The 15,357-nt window shown below is 57.3% G+C and carries 13 protein-coding genes; 7 read left to right on the plus strand and 6 right to left on the minus strand.

Annotation, left to right across the window (positions count from 1 at the left end):
- Positions 1-47: 47 nt before the first annotated feature.
- The 5 genes from ssuB to ssuE are packed head-to-tail and all read right to left on the minus strand — an operon-like array spanning position 48 to position 4,323.
- Positions 48-839, minus strand: coding sequence for an aliphatic sulfonates ABC transporter ATP-binding protein (gene ssuB / locus QLG07_RS00400; RefSeq protein WP_048916510.1), 792 nt, complete (start codon positions 837-839; stop codon positions 48-50).
- Entirely contained in the window at positions 836-1,627 is a 792-nt protein-coding gene (gene ssuC, locus QLG07_RS00405) for an aliphatic sulfonate ABC transporter permease SsuC (RefSeq protein WP_048916509.1), read from the minus strand. The genes ssuB and ssuC overlap by 4 nt, the downstream gene beginning before the upstream one ends.
- Positions 1,628-1,636: 9 nt before the next feature.
- Complete coding sequence (gene ssuD / locus QLG07_RS00410) at positions 1,637-2,782, minus strand: FMNH2-dependent alkanesulfonate monooxygenase (protein WP_099754052.1); 1,146 nt, start codon at positions 2,780-2,782, stop codon at positions 1,637-1,639.
- 15 nt (positions 2,783-2,797) lie between these two features.
- Positions 2,798-3,757, minus strand: coding sequence for a sulfonate ABC transporter substrate-binding protein (locus tag QLG07_RS00415; protein WP_282468204.1), 960 nt, complete (start codon positions 3,755-3,757; stop codon positions 2,798-2,800).
- 14 nt (positions 3,758-3,771) lie between these two features.
- On the minus strand, positions 3,772-4,323 hold the full coding sequence (ssuE, locus tag QLG07_RS00420) for an NADPH-dependent FMN reductase (protein ID WP_048916506.1): 552 nt from the start codon (positions 4,321-4,323) through the stop codon (positions 3,772-3,774).
- A 258-nt stretch (positions 4,324-4,581) separates the two neighbouring features.
- Between ssuE and pyrD the strand changes: the two genes are divergently transcribed.
- Positions 4,582-5,592, plus strand: coding sequence for a quinone-dependent dihydroorotate dehydrogenase (pyrD, locus tag QLG07_RS00425; RefSeq protein WP_187497731.1), 1,011 nt, complete (start codon positions 4,582-4,584; stop codon positions 5,590-5,592).
- Positions 5,593-5,778: 186 nt separating this feature from the next.
- Positions 5,779-6,324 (plus strand): cell division protein ZapC, encoded by a 546-nt coding sequence (locus QLG07_RS00430; protein ID WP_048916504.1) that lies wholly within the window; start codon positions 5,779-5,781, stop codon positions 6,322-6,324.
- A 23-nt stretch (positions 6,325-6,347) separates the two neighbouring features.
- Here QLG07_RS00430 and QLG07_RS00435 read toward each other — a convergent pair whose 3' ends face one another.
- Entirely contained in the window at positions 6,348-7,460 is a 1,113-nt protein-coding gene (locus tag QLG07_RS00435) for a YcbX family protein (RefSeq protein WP_282468205.1), read from the minus strand.
- 135 nt (positions 7,461-7,595) lie between these two features.
- On the opposite strand from QLG07_RS00435, the gene rlmKL reads away from it, so the two are divergent.
- From rlmKL to pqiC, 5 genes are read left to right on the plus strand one after another with little or no spacing between them, the layout of a single operon-like run.
- Positions 7,596-9,713, plus strand: a complete 2,118-nt coding sequence (gene rlmKL / locus QLG07_RS00440) for a bifunctional 23S rRNA (guanine(2069)-N(7))-methyltransferase RlmK/23S rRNA (guanine(2445)-N(2))-methyltransferase RlmL (RefSeq protein WP_282468330.1) — start codon at positions 7,596-7,598, stop codon at positions 9,711-9,713.
- Between the two features lie 6 nt (positions 9,714-9,719).
- On the plus strand, positions 9,720-11,633 hold the full coding sequence (locus QLG07_RS00445) for an ABC transporter ATP-binding protein (RefSeq protein ID WP_282468206.1): 1,914 nt from the start codon (positions 9,720-9,722) through the stop codon (positions 11,631-11,633).
- A gap of 34 nt (positions 11,634-11,667) precedes the next feature.
- Complete coding sequence (pqiA, locus tag QLG07_RS00450) at positions 11,668-12,942, plus strand: membrane integrity-associated transporter subunit PqiA (protein WP_048916501.1); 1,275 nt, start codon at positions 11,668-11,670, stop codon at positions 12,940-12,942.
- The gene (gene pqiB / locus QLG07_RS00455) at positions 12,929-14,569 is read left to right on the plus strand and encodes an intermembrane transport protein PqiB (protein WP_048916500.1); all 1,641 of its coding nucleotides are present in this window, start codon (positions 12,929-12,931) and stop codon (positions 14,567-14,569) included. Before pqiA ends, pqiB begins: the two co-directional genes overlap by 14 nt.
- Positions 14,569-15,129: a membrane integrity-associated transporter subunit PqiC gene (gene pqiC, locus QLG07_RS00460; protein WP_282468207.1), complete on the plus strand. Its 561-nt coding sequence runs from the start codon at positions 14,569-14,571 to the stop codon at positions 15,127-15,129. Before pqiB ends, pqiC begins: the two co-directional genes overlap by 1 nt.
- The last annotated feature ends 228 nt before the right edge of the window (positions 15,130-15,357 follow it).

The following is a 15,357-nucleotide window of genomic DNA, read 5'->3' on the forward strand; positions in this document are numbered from 1 at the left end:
AACGGGTTCTCAAGATGAGAACCCGTTTTCACTCTGCCAGCGCGTTATCAGCGCTGGGCATACTGCTTTTCGGCTTCCGCCAGCGGCTTGCGCTTCATCACCCGGTCCAGCACTTCCGCTTCCAGCTCTGCCAGCCTGACCGAACCTTTACGGCGCGGGCGCGGCAGGTCAACCAGCAGGTCCAGCCCGATATTGCCTTCTTCAATCAGCAGCACGCGGTCGGCCATCGCTACCGCTTCACTGACGTCATGCGTCACCAGCAGCACGGTAAAGTGATGCTGCTGCCACAGTGACTCAATCAGATCCTGCATTTCAATACGGGTTAAGGCATCCAGCGCGCCGAGAGGTTCATCCAGCAGCAGCAGGCCGGGGCGGTGGATCAGCGCACGCGCCAGCGCCACGCGCTGTTTCTGGCCGCCGGATAACGCCGCAGGCCACTCTTTCGCCCGGTCAGCCAGGCCAACCGCATCCAGTGCGGCCAGCGCCTGCTCCTTCCAGGCTTTGCCTTTTAAACCCAGGCCAACGTTATCAATCACGCTTTTCCACGGCAGCAGGCGGTCATCCTGGAACATCAGGCGGATATCTTCGCGCGCTTCATTAAGCGGTGCGCTGCCCGCCAGCAGTTCGCCGCTGCTGCTTTTTTCCAGCCCGGCCAGCAGCCGCAGCAGGGTGCTTTTGCCGCAGCCGCTGCGGCCCACCACCGCCACAAACTGGCCGGACGGGATGTGCAGGTCGATATTATTCAGCACCGTGCGATTGTTGTACTGCTTGCTGACGCCGTTGATCACCAGCGGCGTACCGGCATTGAGACGCGCCGGAGACGGAGTTAACTCGCTCATGCGTTTTCCTCTTTCAGTTGATACGCCGGGTGCCAGCGCAGCCAGATACGTTCCAGCAGCTGCGCGCTGACGTCCGCCAGTTTACCCAACAGGGCGTAAAGAATAATCGCTACCACCACCACATCCGTTTGCAGGAACTCGCGAGCGTTCATCGCCAGGTAGCCAATGCCAGAGTTGGCCGAAATGGTTTCTGCCACGATCAGCGTCAGCCACATCAGACCCAGCGCAAAGCGCACGCCGACCATAATGGAGGGCAGGGCACCGGGCAGCACCACCTGAATAAACAGGCTCCAGCCGGAAAGGCCGTAGCTGCGCGCCATTTCCACCAGCCCGCGGTCAATATTACGAATGCCGTGATAGGTGTTGAGGTAGATGGGGAACAGAGTCCCTAATGCCACCAGGAAGATTTTGGCGGACTCATCAATGCCGAACCACAAAATCACCAGTGGGATCAGCGCCAGGTGCGGCACGTTTCGCAGCATCTGCACCGAGGTATCCAGCAGGCGCTCACCCAGCTTCGACATGCCGGTGATCAATCCCAGCACCAGGCCGATTGAGCCGCCGATGCTGAAGCCAATCGCCGCACGCCAGCTGCTGATCGCCAGATGCTGCCACAGCTCACCGCTGGCGGATAAATTCCAGAAAGTGACCACGATCGATTCCGGCGACGGCAGGATACGCGTCGACAGCCAGCCGACCGTCGATGCAATCTGCCACACCACCACCAGCAGGATCGGCAGCGCCCAGGGCAGCAGGCCATTGCCAATACGTTTTACCGCTCTACTCATACACCACCTCTAACTCTGTGAGACTTTTTGCGGGGCGAAATCATGGGCAACGGCTTCACCGTGCGCCTTAATCACGCGCGGCTGCGGTACCTCTGGCACCTCAAGATCGAGGTGCGGGAACAGCAGTTCGCCAACGCGATACGCTTCTTCCAGATGCGGATAGCCGGAAAGTATAAAGGTTTCAATGCCGAGGTCGGCATACTCCTGCATCCTGGCCGCAACGGTCGGGCCGTCACCGACCAGCGCCGTACCTGCACCGCCGCGCACCAGACCAACGCCTGCCCACAGGTTAGGGCTGATTTCCAGCCGATCGCGCTTACCGCCGTGCAGGGCCGCCATGCGCTGCTGGCCGACCGAATCCGTTTTCGCCAGCGCCGCCTGGGCTTTGGCAATGGTGGCATCATCCAGATGAGAAATCAGACGGTCCGCTGCCTGCCACGCCTCTTCGTTACTTTCACGCACAATCACATGCAGACGGATGCCGAAGCGCACTTTGCGCCCCTGCGCCGCAGCTTTGGCGCGCACCTGCTCAATTTTTTCTTTGACCTGCGCAGGGGGTTCACCCCAGGTGAGGTAGACATCAACCTGCTCGGCGGCCAGATCCTGCGCTACCTCTGACGAACCGCCAAACCACAGCGGCGGTCGCGGCTGCTGAACCGGCTTAAACATTAGCCGCGCCCCGCGCACATGTACATGTTTTCCTTCGTAATCGACCGTTTCACCTTCCAGTACCCGGCGCCAGACGCGGGTAAACTCGGCGGACTCTTCATAGCGCTCGCGGTGGTCAAGAAACACGCCGTCGCCCGCCAGCTCTTCGGCATCGCCGCCGGTGACCAGATTAAACAGCGCACGGCCGTTGGAGAGACGATCCAGCGTAGCGGCCTGGCGGGCGGCCTGAGTGGGTGAGATGACGCCAGGGCGCAGCGCCACGAGGAAACGCAGACGCTGCGTCACCGGGATCAGCGAAGCGGCGACCAGCCAGGCATCTTCACAGCTGCGGCCGGTCGGGATCAGCACCCCGCCAAAACCCAGGCGGTCGGCAGCCTGAGCGATCTGCTGCAGATAGGCGTGATCCACCGGGCGCGCACCTTCGTCGGTGCCTAAATATTTCCCATCACCATGAGTGGGAAGAAACCAGAAAACGGAAAGGCTCATTGCGTTGCTCCTCAATCAGTGGGCTGTCGGGCCATGCCAGATGCGGCTGGAAATATCGACTTTAACCGGCATTAAATGGCTGCTGTAAAACAGGTCGGCGGTCGCCTGCTGGGCAGCGGCGGTTTTGTCACTCACCAGACCGATCGCGGTAGGTGGGCGATGGTCAAAATAGGTGGCGATAACCACCTTTGGCAGGCCCATCGCCGTTGCCAGCAGCGCCACGCTCTGCTCGCGCTGGCTGCGGGTCAGCGCATCGGCCTGGCTAAAGGTGTCGAGCACCTGTTGCAGAAATGCGCCGTTTTTCTCGGTAAACGGGCGGGTAGCTAAATAGAACGAACCGGTAAGATTCAGCGTGCTGCCATCTTTCAGCACGCGCACGCCGCCCTGCTGGATCGCTGCTGAATAGTAGGGGTCCCAGATAGCCCAGGCATCAACATCCCCCTGCTGGAACGCAGCACGTGCATCGGCAGGCGTCAGAAAGGCAGGCTGGATATCGTTAAATCCAAGCCCTGCTTCTTTCAGTGCGCGCAGCAGCAAATTGTGTGAGCTGGAACCTTTCTGGAGGGCAACTTTATGCCCCTTCAGGTCGGCAACGGTTTTTAGCGGGCTGTTTTCGCGTACCAGAATCACTTCAGATTTCGGCTTTGGCGGTTCGGAACCGACGTACAGCAGATCCGCCCCGGCAGCCTGGGCAAAAATTGGCGGAATATCACCGGTGCTACCGAGGTCGATGCTGTTGACGTTTAATGCTTCCAGCATCTGCGGTCCGGCAGGGAACTCAACCCACTTTATTTGCGTATGTGGAAAACGCTTTTCCAGCAGCTGGTGGGACTTTGCCAGCACCATACTGACTGACCCTTTCTGATAGCCGATGCGCACCTGTGCAGGGGCATCCTTGCTTTCCGCCGCCAGCGCGCTGGATGAGATCAGCCCGGCGGCGATAACGGTGGCGAGTATCCGTGAAAACAGCGTCATCTTTCTCTCCCTGATTAAACCGCAGCGGCCAGCGGCTGATGGCGTCGGGCCAGCGCATGCCAGAAGGTATCCACCGCTTCGGCAAGGCGCTCCGCCAGCAGCGGCGACAGCTCAGGCTGGCGGTCATAATGGGTAATCTGGGTGTCATCCGCGAACACGCCGTGCAGCACTTCCTGCGCTTTTAGCGCGTTCAGCACCGGTTTCAGCGCGTAGTCGACCGCCAGCAGATGGGCGACGGTACCGCCAGTTGCCAGTGGCAGCACAACTTTATGTTCCAGCGCGCGCTCCGGTAACAGGTCGAGCAGCGTTTTCAGCGCGCCGGAGAATGACGCCTTATACACCGGCGTGGCGACAATAAATCCATCCGCAGACTCCAGGTCTTCCTTTAATGCCAGCAGGGCAGGGGAGTCAAAGCGTGCGTAAAGCAGATCTTCAGGATGGAAATTATGCAGATTCCACGGAATAACCTCGACGCCGCGTTTTTCCAATGCCTGCTGGCAGAGGGTCAGCAGTGCGGTGGAGCGTGAAGGAAAACGGGGACTACCAGCCAGAGTAATAACGCGCATAACCTCTCCTTATAACCAAAAGTTATTGATTAACCAAATTCAAGAACCGATAGGCTCATCCTGACAGAGCGCGCTATGTGGCTTAAATGATTTATCCGGCAAATTTATGCTGTTTTTTACATATAGCGGTGGCAGGGATGAGCACGCGCTAAAATAATCGTCATTTATTTAGCGGCTTTTGCGCCAGGTCATTTCCCTTTACGCCGCTAAACCCGGATAATACGACCCCGATTTTCCATCGGGACCTCAGGAGTGACCATGTATTACCCTTTCGTTCGTAAGGCGCTGTTTCAGCTCGATCCTGAGCGTGCGCATGACCTGACCTTGCAGCAGCTGACCCGCCTTTCCGGCACCCCTTTTACCGGCCTGATCCGCCAGTCTCTTCCCTTTAAGCCCGTTACCTGTATGGGGCTGACATTTAAGAACCCGCTGGGCCTGGCCGCAGGTCTGGATAAGAACGGCGAATGCATTGATGCCTTTGGTGCCATGGGATTTGGCTTCATTGAGATCGGTACGGTAACGCCGCGCCCGCAGCCGGGTAATGACAAGCCGCGTATGTTCCGCGTGGTTGAAGCGGAGGGGATCATTAACCGCATGGGCTTCAATAATCTGGGCGTTGATAACCTGGTGGAAAATGTCAAAAAGGCCCACTTTGACGGCATCCTCGGCATTAATATTGGCAAAAATAAAGACACCCCGGTCGAGCAGGGCAAAGAGGATTATTTAATCTGCATGGATAAAATCTATCCATACGCCGGTTATATCGCCATCAATATTTCCTCCCCTAACACCCCGGGACTGCGATCTTTACAATATGGCGAAGCGCTGGATGATTTGCTGGCGGCGATTAAAACCCGTCAGAATGATCTTCAGCAGATCCACCATAAATATGTTCCCGTGGCGGTAAAGATCGCACCGGATCTTTCTGAAGAGGAATTGATCCAGGTGGCGGAGAGTTTACTGCGTCACAATATTGACGGTGTGATTGCCACCAATACCACGCTCGATCGCGAGCTGGTAAAAGGGCTAAAGCACGCGGATGAAGCTGGGGGCTTAAGCGGCCGTCCGGTACAGTCGCGCAGCACGGAAATTATCCGCCGCCTTGCCAGTGAGCTGCAGGGGCGCATCCCGATTATTGGTGTGGGAGGTATTGATTCACTGGTCTCGGCGCGGGAAAAAATGGCGGCAGGCGCCTCACTGGTGCAAATATATTCCGGCTTTATTTACAAAGGTCCGCCCTTGATAAAGGAAATTGTGAGCAATATCTAAGACATTTCTGCCCATTAATAAGCCTGGGGCTTTATTTTCGCCGCAGGCTCGTTTATATTTTGTTCTGTTCACTGATTATTCAGTTTTTAGCAGAGTGCGCAGGGTGCTTAAAAGCGCGTTCTGATTTCCGGAAGTGTTATTAAACGCCCCGGCCGTATGTTACTAAGTATTAATACAGGAACCATCATGAGGATAAAACCAGACGATAACTGGCGTTGGTTTTTTGACGCAGAACATGACCGGATGATGCTCGATCTGGCTGATGGTATGCTGTTCCGTTCGCGTTTCCCACGCAAGATGTTAACGCCTGATGCCTTTGATGTTTCTGGTTTTTGTGTTGACGATGCCGCGCTGTTTTTCACCTTTGATGAACGCTGCCGCCACTGTGGGCTGAATGCCGATCAGCGTGCTGAGCTGGTGCTAAACGCGCTGGTCGCCACGCGTTTCCTTAAGCCTCTGATGCCGAAAAGCTGGCATTTTGATACCCATCCTCAGGGAAGCTGGCGCCCGGCAGAGGGTGAGCTGGTGTGCGTGAAGGTGTCTGAAAGCGGTGAGCAGGGCAGTTTGCTGGTGGTCGAGTCGGGTGACAGTGCCGCACTATGCCTGGTGGCACAGCCGCAGCTGACGGTAGCCGGTCGTGGTATGGTGCTGGGTGATGCGATTAAAATTATGCATGACCGCTTGCTGCCACAGGTTAACAACGACGATATCAATTTCGCCCGCGCGGTATAACTTCCCGCGCAGGTTAATCTCATCTAACGCAAGACCAGATCGCCGGATGGGATGCAGCTACAGCTCAGCACCGTCCCGTCCTCTTTGCGCTCCGCGCCCTTCTTCATTGCCTGAACTTCTCCACTGACCAGCGTGACCCGGCAGCTGCCGCAGATCCCGGCACGACAGGAATAAGGCACTTTGATCCCCTGCATTTCCAGCTGTTCCAGTAACACCTGCTGATTATTGCCGGTAAAATGCTGACCCTGCCAGCTGATCGCCACCGGCTGCGCAGCCTTGCGGGCAACATCCAGGGTTTCGGTGACGTCACCCGCACCGTAGGCTCGCGGGGTATGCGTGCTCATAATTTCCACGGCATCGCCCGCGCGCATGACGCCGCTGTTGCGGGCAATCAGGTTGAGGCCAAAATCGATGTCACCGCTACCGTCCAGCGCGCTGCGGAAGGTTTGCAGGGTCGCCAGTGGCTGTCCGGTTGGATGTTTACGCCCGTGCTGTGGGCTGACGGTGGTGAACACGCAGCGGCTGCACGGCTTGGGCACATCAAAGATAATCTCGCCGATTTTTAGCGATGCCCAGCCGTCTTCCGCCCATGCGCTGGCGCCGCTGACCACCAGATTTGGGCGAAACTGCTCCATTCTTACCCCTGCCGGGCAGCGCTGCTGCAGATCGTGCAGCGAGGCTTCATTCACCAGCAGAAAAGGAAAACCGTCGGCAAAACCGAGCGGGACCCGCTCAAAGCGTTTCACCCGGCGCGTCATCTCCGGGCCGACCCAGCGCAGCTGCACCGGGCGCGGAAAAAAGCCGCTCAGCCACTGATTAATGCTGTCCGGAGCAATTAACGCGGTAAACTGATTGCCCCAGACTTCGGTCGCTTGCGGATCCTTATGGAAATCAGCAAAACGCACGCTGGCGCTGCTGCCATCCGCGGCGCTGAGATGCAGGCCGTCAACGATAAGTGCCGGAGTAAACAGCACCATCTCCGGATACTGGCGGGCAGTAATAAAGGTGCCATCCGTATCGGTGATCATAAAAATACGGTCAAATGCCAGCCCGGAGGCCAGTGCCTGAGCGTGGGAAACCTGCATGCCGCGCATTGATTTAACCGGATGAACAAACAGACGTGACAAACTGATCATGGCGATTCTCCCTCGCGCCGGGCCGACCCTCCCTGCTATTTGCAGGGTTTCTGCCGCAAAAGAAGCTAACTTTATGACATGCCGCCATGATTAGCTATAATGCGCAGCAATTTTCTGATGACGATAAGTGACGCTATGAATTCTCTGTTTGCCAGTACGGCGCGTGGGCTCGAAGAGCTGTTAAAAAGTGAACTGGAAGCCCTGGGAGCGCAAAGCTGCCAGGTAGTCCAGGGCGGCGTACATTACCAGGGCGACGATCGTCTGATGTACCAGAGTCTGATGTGGAGCCGTCTGGCTTCGCGTATTCTGCTGCCATTAACCGAATGCGGCGTTTACAGCGACCTGGATCTCTACCTCGGCGTGCAGGCCATTGACTGGCCGGCGATGTTCGGCAGCGATAAAACCTTCGCCGTGCACTTCAGCGGCCTGAACGAGGTGATCCGCAACAGCCAGTACGGCGCGCTAAAAGTAAAAGACGCCATCGTCGACAGCTTTACGCGTAAAAATCTGCCGCGCCCGAATGTCGATCGCGAGCAGCCGGACATCCGCGTCAACGTCTGGCTGAATAAAGACACCGCCAGCATTGCGCTGGATCTTAGCGGTGAGGGCCTGCATCAGCGCGGCTATCGCCAGCAGACCGGCCAGGCACCGCTGAAAGAGAGTCTGGCAGCGGCTATCGTGGTGCGTTCCGGCTGGCAGGCGGGTACGGCGATGGTTGACCCGATGTGCGGTTCCGGCACGTTGCTGATTGAAGCGGCGATGATCGCCTGCGATCGTGCGCCGGGATTACAGCGTAAGCACTGGGGCTTTACCGGCTGGAGTCAGTTTAACCAGCCGCTGTGGAGCGATGTGACGCGCGATGCCCACGAGCGCGCGGCCAAAGGCGTGCAGGCTACCACTTCACGCTTTTACGGTTACGACAACGATTCCCGCGTGATCGAACGTGCGCGTGCCAATGCCCGTAACGCCGGGCTTTCGGAGCTGATCGAGTTTACTACCCAGGATGTACTGAAGCTGACCAATCCGCTGGGACAGGGCAGCACCGGCACCGTGCTGAGTAACCCCCCTTACGGTGAACGACTGGACAGCGAACCGGCGCTGATTGCCCTGCACGGCCAGCTCGGGCGCCTGATGAAGACGCACTTTGGCGGCTGGAACCTGTCGCTGTTCAGCGCCTCGCCGGAACTGCTGAGCTGCCTGCAGCTGCGTGCCGATCGCCAGTTCAAAGCGAAAAACGGTCCGCTTGACTGCGTGCAGAAAAACTACCAGCTGGCAGAGAACCCGACGGGTGCTGCGGCCGGGCAGCTGGCGGATGATTACGCCAACCGCCTGCGCAAAAACCTCAAGAAGCTCGATAAGTGGGCGCGCCAGGAAGGGATCGAGTGCTACCGCGTTTATGATGCCGATCTGCCAGACTATAATGTCGCTGTCGACCGCTACGGCGACTGGGTGGTGGTGCAGGAGTACGCACCGCCAAAAACCATCGATCCGGGCAAAGCGCGTCAGCGTCTGTTCGATGTGATTTCTGCCACGCTCAGCGTGATGGAACTGCCGGCCAACCGGCTGGTGCTGAAAACCCGCGAGAAGCAGAAAGGGAAAAGCCAGTACCAGAAGCTGGGCGAAAAGGGCGATTTCTTCGAAGTGGGTGAATTTAACGCCAAACTTTGGGTTAACCTGACGGATTATCTCGATACCGGCCTGTTCCTCGATCACCGTATTGCGCGTAAAATGCTGGGCCAGATGAGCAAGGGCAAAGACTTCCTGAACCTCTTCGCCTACACCGGCAGCGCCAGCGTGCATGCCGGTCTGGGCGGCGCACGCAGCACCACGACCATTGATATGTCCCGCACTTATCTGGAGTGGGCGGAGCGCAACATGCGCCTGAACGGGCTTTCCGGCCGTCAGCATCGCCTGATGCAGGCAGACTGCCTGAGCTGGCTGCGCGATGCCGATGAACAGTTCGACCTGATCTTTATCGATCCACCCACGTTCTCCAACTCCAAACGTATGGAAGAGAGCTTCGATGTGCAGCGCGATCACCTCGATCTGATGAAAGATCTGAAGCGTATCCTGCGCAAAGGTGGCACCGTGATGTTCTCGAACAATAAGCGCGGTTTCAAAATGGATCTCGCCGGACTCGAAGCACTGGGTCTGGCTGCAACCGAAATCACTGCGAAAACCCAGTCTCAGGATTTCGCCCGTAACCGTCAAATTCACAACTGCTGGCTGATTGCTCACGTCGGTAAGGAATAAGTTTTTATGTCACTAATCAGTATTCATGGCGCTTACCTCTCATTCAGCGACGCGCCGTTGTTGGATAACACTGAACTGCACATCGAAGAAAACGAGCGTGTCTGTCTGGTTGGCCGTAACGGGGCGGGTAAATCCACCCTGATGAAGATCATCAACCGCGAACAGCCGCTGGATGACGGGCGTATTATCTATGAGCAGGACCTGGTGGTGGCGCGCCTGCAGCAGGATCCGCCGCGCAACGTGCAGGGTTCTGTGTATGACTTCGTCGCCGAAGGCGTGGAAGAGCAGGCAGAACATCTGAAGGCCTATCACGCGATCTCGCACAAAGTGATGGAAGATCCGAGCGATAAAAATCTCAATGAGATGGCGCGCCTGCAGGGGATTTTGGATCACCAGAACCTGTGGCAGCTGGAAAGCCGCATTCACGATGTGCTGCAGCAGATCGGTCTGGACGGCGAAGCGCAGCTCTCTTCACTCTCCGGCGGCTGGCTGCGTAAAGCCGCGCTGGGCCGTGCGCTGGTCAGCAATCCGAAAGTGCTGATGCTCGATGAGCCAACCAACCACCTTGATATTGAGACCATTGACTGGCTGGAAGGCTTCCTGAAAACCTTCCAGGGCAGCATTATCTTTATCTCGCACGACCGCTCCTTTATCCGCAACATGGCAACGCGCATTGTCGACCTTGACCGTGGCAAGCTGGTCTCCTGGCCGGGCGACTACGACCTCTATCTCACCAGCAAAGAGGAAGCGCTGCGCGTCGAAGAGATGCAGAACGCCGAATTCGACCGCAAGCTTGCACAGGAAGAAGTGTGGATCCGTCAGGGCATCAAAGCCCGCCGCACGCGCAATGAAGGGCGCGTTCGTGCGCTAAAAGCCCTGCGCCGCGAGCGTTCCGACCGCCGTGAAGTGATGGGCAAAGCCAACATGCAGGTTGAAGAGGCTTCGCGCTCCGGCAAGATTGTCTTTGAGCTGGAAAACGTCAACTATTCCGTTGCCGGCAAACAGCTGGTGCGTGACTTCTCCCGCCAGGTTCAGCGCGGCGATAAAATCGCGCTGATCGGCTCTAACGGCTGCGGTAAAACCACGCTGCTGAAACTGATGCTCGACCAGCTGAAAGCGGACAGCGGCCGCGTTCATATCGGGACTAAGCTGGAAGTCGCCTACTTCGACCAGCACCGCGCCGAGCTGGACCCGGACCGCACGGTGATGGACAACCTCGCCGAAGGTAAGCAGGAAGTGATGGTTAACGGTAAGCCACGCCACGTGCTGGGCTACCTGCAGGAGTTCCTGTTCCATCCAAAACGTGCGATGACCCCGGTGCGTGCGCTGTCCGGCGGTGAGCGTAACCGCCTGCTGCTGGCGCGCCTGTTCCTCAAGCCAAGCAACCTGCTGATCCTCGATGAACCGACCAACGACCTTGATGTGGAAACGCTTGAGCTGCTGGAAGAGCTGGTTGACGGTTATCAGGGCACGGTTCTGCTGGTCAGCCACGATCGTCAGTTCGTCGACAACACCGTGACTGAGTGCTGGATCTTTGAAGGCAACGGCGAAATCGGCGCCTTTGTGGGCGGTTATCACGATGCGCAACTGCAGCGCAAAGCGTTTAAGCAGAACCGCGCCAGCGCCAAACCTGCCAGCGCGCAGCCGCGTCAGGAAAGCGTAAAAAGTGAAGCAGCAAAAAAACCTGCCGCTAAGCTGAGCTACAATTTGCAACGAGAGCTGGAACAGCTGCCGAAGCAAATGGAAGCGCTGGAAGCCCGTCTCGAGTCGTACCAGGCGCAGGTTGCCGACGGCGACTTCTTCACCCAGCCGCGTGAGGTGACTCAGCCGGTTCTGGACGCACTGGCTGAGGCGGAGCAGGAGCTGGAAGTGGCGTTCGAACGCTGGGAATATCTGGAATCGTTACAAAACGGCGGCTGATACGGCCGTTTTTCCCCACCACAGAGGGTGAAGTATGTGTTCGTCGCACCACGCGCATCACTGGATGCTTTGTCCGCAGTGTGACCTGATGACGCAGTTGCCCGCTATCGGGCCGGGCAGCAAGGCAAGCTGCCCACGTTGTCACACCACGCTTCAGTCTAACTGGGATGAGCCGCGCAAGCGGCCCACCGCCTATGCGCTGGCGGCGCTGCTGATGCTGCTGCTGGCAAATTTGTTTCCCTTTATCAATATGCAGGTTGCCGGGCTGAGCAGCGAGATTACGCTACCGCAAATACCCAGCGTGATGGTTTCTGACGACTACAGCAGTCTTGCGACGCTGTTTCTGCTGTTTGTGCAGGGCGTACCTGCCATTTGTATGGTGGTGATCCTGCTGCTGGTCAACCGGGTGCGCATGCCGTCGCCGCTTAAGCAGCTGATGGCACGCGTGCTGTTCCAGTTAAAAACCTGGGGCATGGCGGAGATTTTCCTCGCGGGCGTATTGGTCAGTTTCGTCAAGCTGATGGCCTATGGCGATATTGGCATCGGCACCAGCTTTGTGCCGTGGTGCCTGTTCTGTCTGCTGCAGCTGCGCGCTTTCCAGTGTACCGATCGCCGCACGCTGTGGGCGCGCGTGGCTCCGCTTCCTGCACTGCCAGCTAAGCCGCTGGCGGGCGTCAGCGGCCTGCGTCAGGGGCTGCGCTCCTGCCGCTGCTGCACCGCGGTGCTGAGCAGCGATACGCTGATCTGCCCGCGCTGCGGCAGTAAGGGGCACGCCCGCCGCAAGGACAGCCTGCAGTGGACGCTGGCGCTGCTGTTTACCTCCATCCTGCTCTATATCCCCGCTAATCTGATGCCGATTATGGTGACCGAGGCGCTCGGCAGCAAAATGACCTCAACGATCATGGCCGGGGTGGTGCTGTTGTGGAGTGATGGCTCCTGGCCGATTGCGCTGGTGATTTTTATTGCCAGTATTATGGTGCCTTCGCTGAAGATGATCGCTATCGGCTGGCTGTGCTGGGATGCCAACGGGCGCGGAAGCAACCGGCAGGACAGCGAAAGAATGCACAAGATTTATGAAGTGGTGGAGTTTGTCGGGCGCTGGTCGATGATTGACGTATTTGTTATCGCCGTGCTGTCAGCGCTGGTGCGCATGGGAAGGTTGATGAGTATCTACCCCGCGATTGGCGCACTGCTGTTCGCGCTGGTGGTGATCCTGACGATGTTTGCCGCCTTGACGTTTGATCCCCGTCTCACCTGGGATCGGGTAAGAGAAAAGAGTACTGAGGAGCCTGCAAGTGACGGACAATAATTACAATACCGCCAAGGTGGAGCAGATTAAGCGCTGGTCACCGGTGTGGATCATCCCCATTGTTACCGTGCTGATTGGGGCGTGGATCCTGTTTTATCACTTTAGTCATCAGGGGCCGGAGGTGACGCTGATTACCACCAATGCCGAGGGGATTGAGGGCGGTAAAACCACCATCAAAAGCCGCAGCGTTAACGTCGGGATCGTCGAAAGCGCCGTGCTGACTGACGATCTGCACCACGTGGAGATCAAAGCACGCCTTAATTCCGGCATGGAAAAACTGCTGCGTGAAGACAGCGCATTTTGGGTGGTAAAGCCAGCCATTGGCCGTGAAGGCGTAACAGGATTAGGTACGCTGTTGTCCGGAGCCTATATCGAGCTGCAACCCGGTTCAAAAGGGGAAAAAACGGAGCAATATAAGCTGCTGGACGCACCGCCGCTGGCGCCGCTGGATGCCAAAGGCATTCGTATTACGCTCGACAGTGAAAAAGCCGGGCAGCTCAATGCGGGCGATCCGGTACTGTTCCGTGGCTACCAGGTGGGCACGGTGGAAACCAGCGCCTTTGACGCGGATAAGCGCATGATGACCTATCAGCTGTTTATCTCCGCGCCTTACGATCGTCTGGTGACCAGCAATGTGCGCTTCTGGAAAGACAGTGGCATTGCGGTGGACATGTCGGCTTCCGGCATGCGCGTTGAAATGGGCTCGCTGACCACGCTATTTAGCGGCGGCGTCAGCTTTGACGTCCCGGACGGCTGGGAGCTGGGTAAACCGGCCGAGAATAAGGCGGAATATCGCCTGTTCAACGACCAGCGCAGCATCCAGGATTCCCTGTATACCGCGCACAAAGACTTCCTGCTGTTCTTCAGCGATTCCATCCGCGGTCTGCAGCCGGGGGCGCCTGTTGAGTTCCGCGGCATTCGTCTCGGTACCGTGGCAGAAGTTCCGTTTACTATGCCTGGTATTGCACAGCGTTTGAACAATGATTATCGCATTCCGGTGCTGATCCGCATTGAACCCGATCGCTTCCAGAAACAGCTGGGCAACGATTTCAACTTTGAGCAGCATCTGAAAGATGGCATTGGGCGTGGTCTGCGTGCTTCCCTGAAATCAGCCAACCTGCTGACCGGTTCGCTGTATATCGATCTCGACTTCTACAGCAACGCTAAACCTTATGCCGGACCGAAAAGCTTTGCTGATTATGAGCTGATCCCAACGGTGAGCGGTGGCCTGGCGCAGATCCAGCAGAAGCTGATGGAGTCACTGGATAAGATCAATAATCTGCCGCTGAACCCGATGCTGAATGAAGCGACCGGTACGCTGAAAGAGAGCCAGCGCACGCTGAAAGAGCTGCAGAAAACCCTGGATAATCTGAACAAGATTACCGCCAGCCAGTCTATGCAGGAGCTGCCGGCAGACATGCAGAAAACGCTGCGTGAGCTGAATCGTAGTATGAAAGGCTTCCAGCCGGGTTCACCAGCCTACAGCAAGATGGTCGGCGATATGCAGCGTCTCGACCAGGTGCTGCGCGAGCTGCAGCCGGTACTGAAAACCTTAAACAGCAAGAGTAATGCACTGGTCTTTGAAGCAAAACCCGGCCAGGACCCACAGCCGAAGAGGGCGAAATAATGATGAAATGGATCCCCGTAGCCCTGGCGCTGGCACTGAGCGCCTGTAGCGGCACGCCGAAAACCGTCTACTACCAGCTGCCCGCAGCGGGCAGTTCCGTGGCGGCCAGCAGTCAGAATGTGTCCCGCCCGGTGTGGGTGGAACATGTTTCGGTGCCCGATTATCTGGCGGGCAACGGTGTGGTATATCAAAGCAACGATGTGCAGTTCGTTATTGCCGCCAACAATCAGTGGGCCAGCCCGCTGGATCAGCAGCTGCAGCAAACGCTGGTCAGTAACCTGAGTGCCGCCCTGCCTGGCGCGCTGGTGTCATCCACGCCGGTGGGTGAGCAGCACGATACGTTGAATGTCAGCGTGACGGGTTTCCACGGACGCTATGATGGGCACGTGGTGGTGAGCGGTGCATGGACGCTGGAGCACGACGGCAAACTGACCAGGCAGCCTTTTGCCTTCGACCTCGCGCAGAACGAAGATGGTTACGATGCGTTAGTAAGAACATTAGCTAAAGGATGGCAGCAGGTGGCGGGGCAGGTGGCTAATGCAGTAATTCACCAACCTTAAGCAAAAATTTACTAACCGCCTAAGCCTTTGATTGTTGCAGATTCAGAATTTTGCACAATCAAGGGCTTTTTTATTGTTAATCAAAAGGCTGGAGGCGCTCGGGGCGGCAGATTAACCGAGACAGCACGCGCGGTCTGATTCAAAATGATGACACTGGCGTGAAATTTGCGCGTTGATCTTTATTTAAAGTCGCGGTAGAACTTATGTGTGGTTGCGCAAACTGTGACC

It is taken from the genome of Erwinia sp. V90_4, from assembly GCF_029967685.1.
GTDB classification, from domain to species: domain Bacteria; phylum Pseudomonadota; class Gammaproteobacteria; order Enterobacterales; family Enterobacteriaceae; genus Erwinia; species Erwinia aphidicola.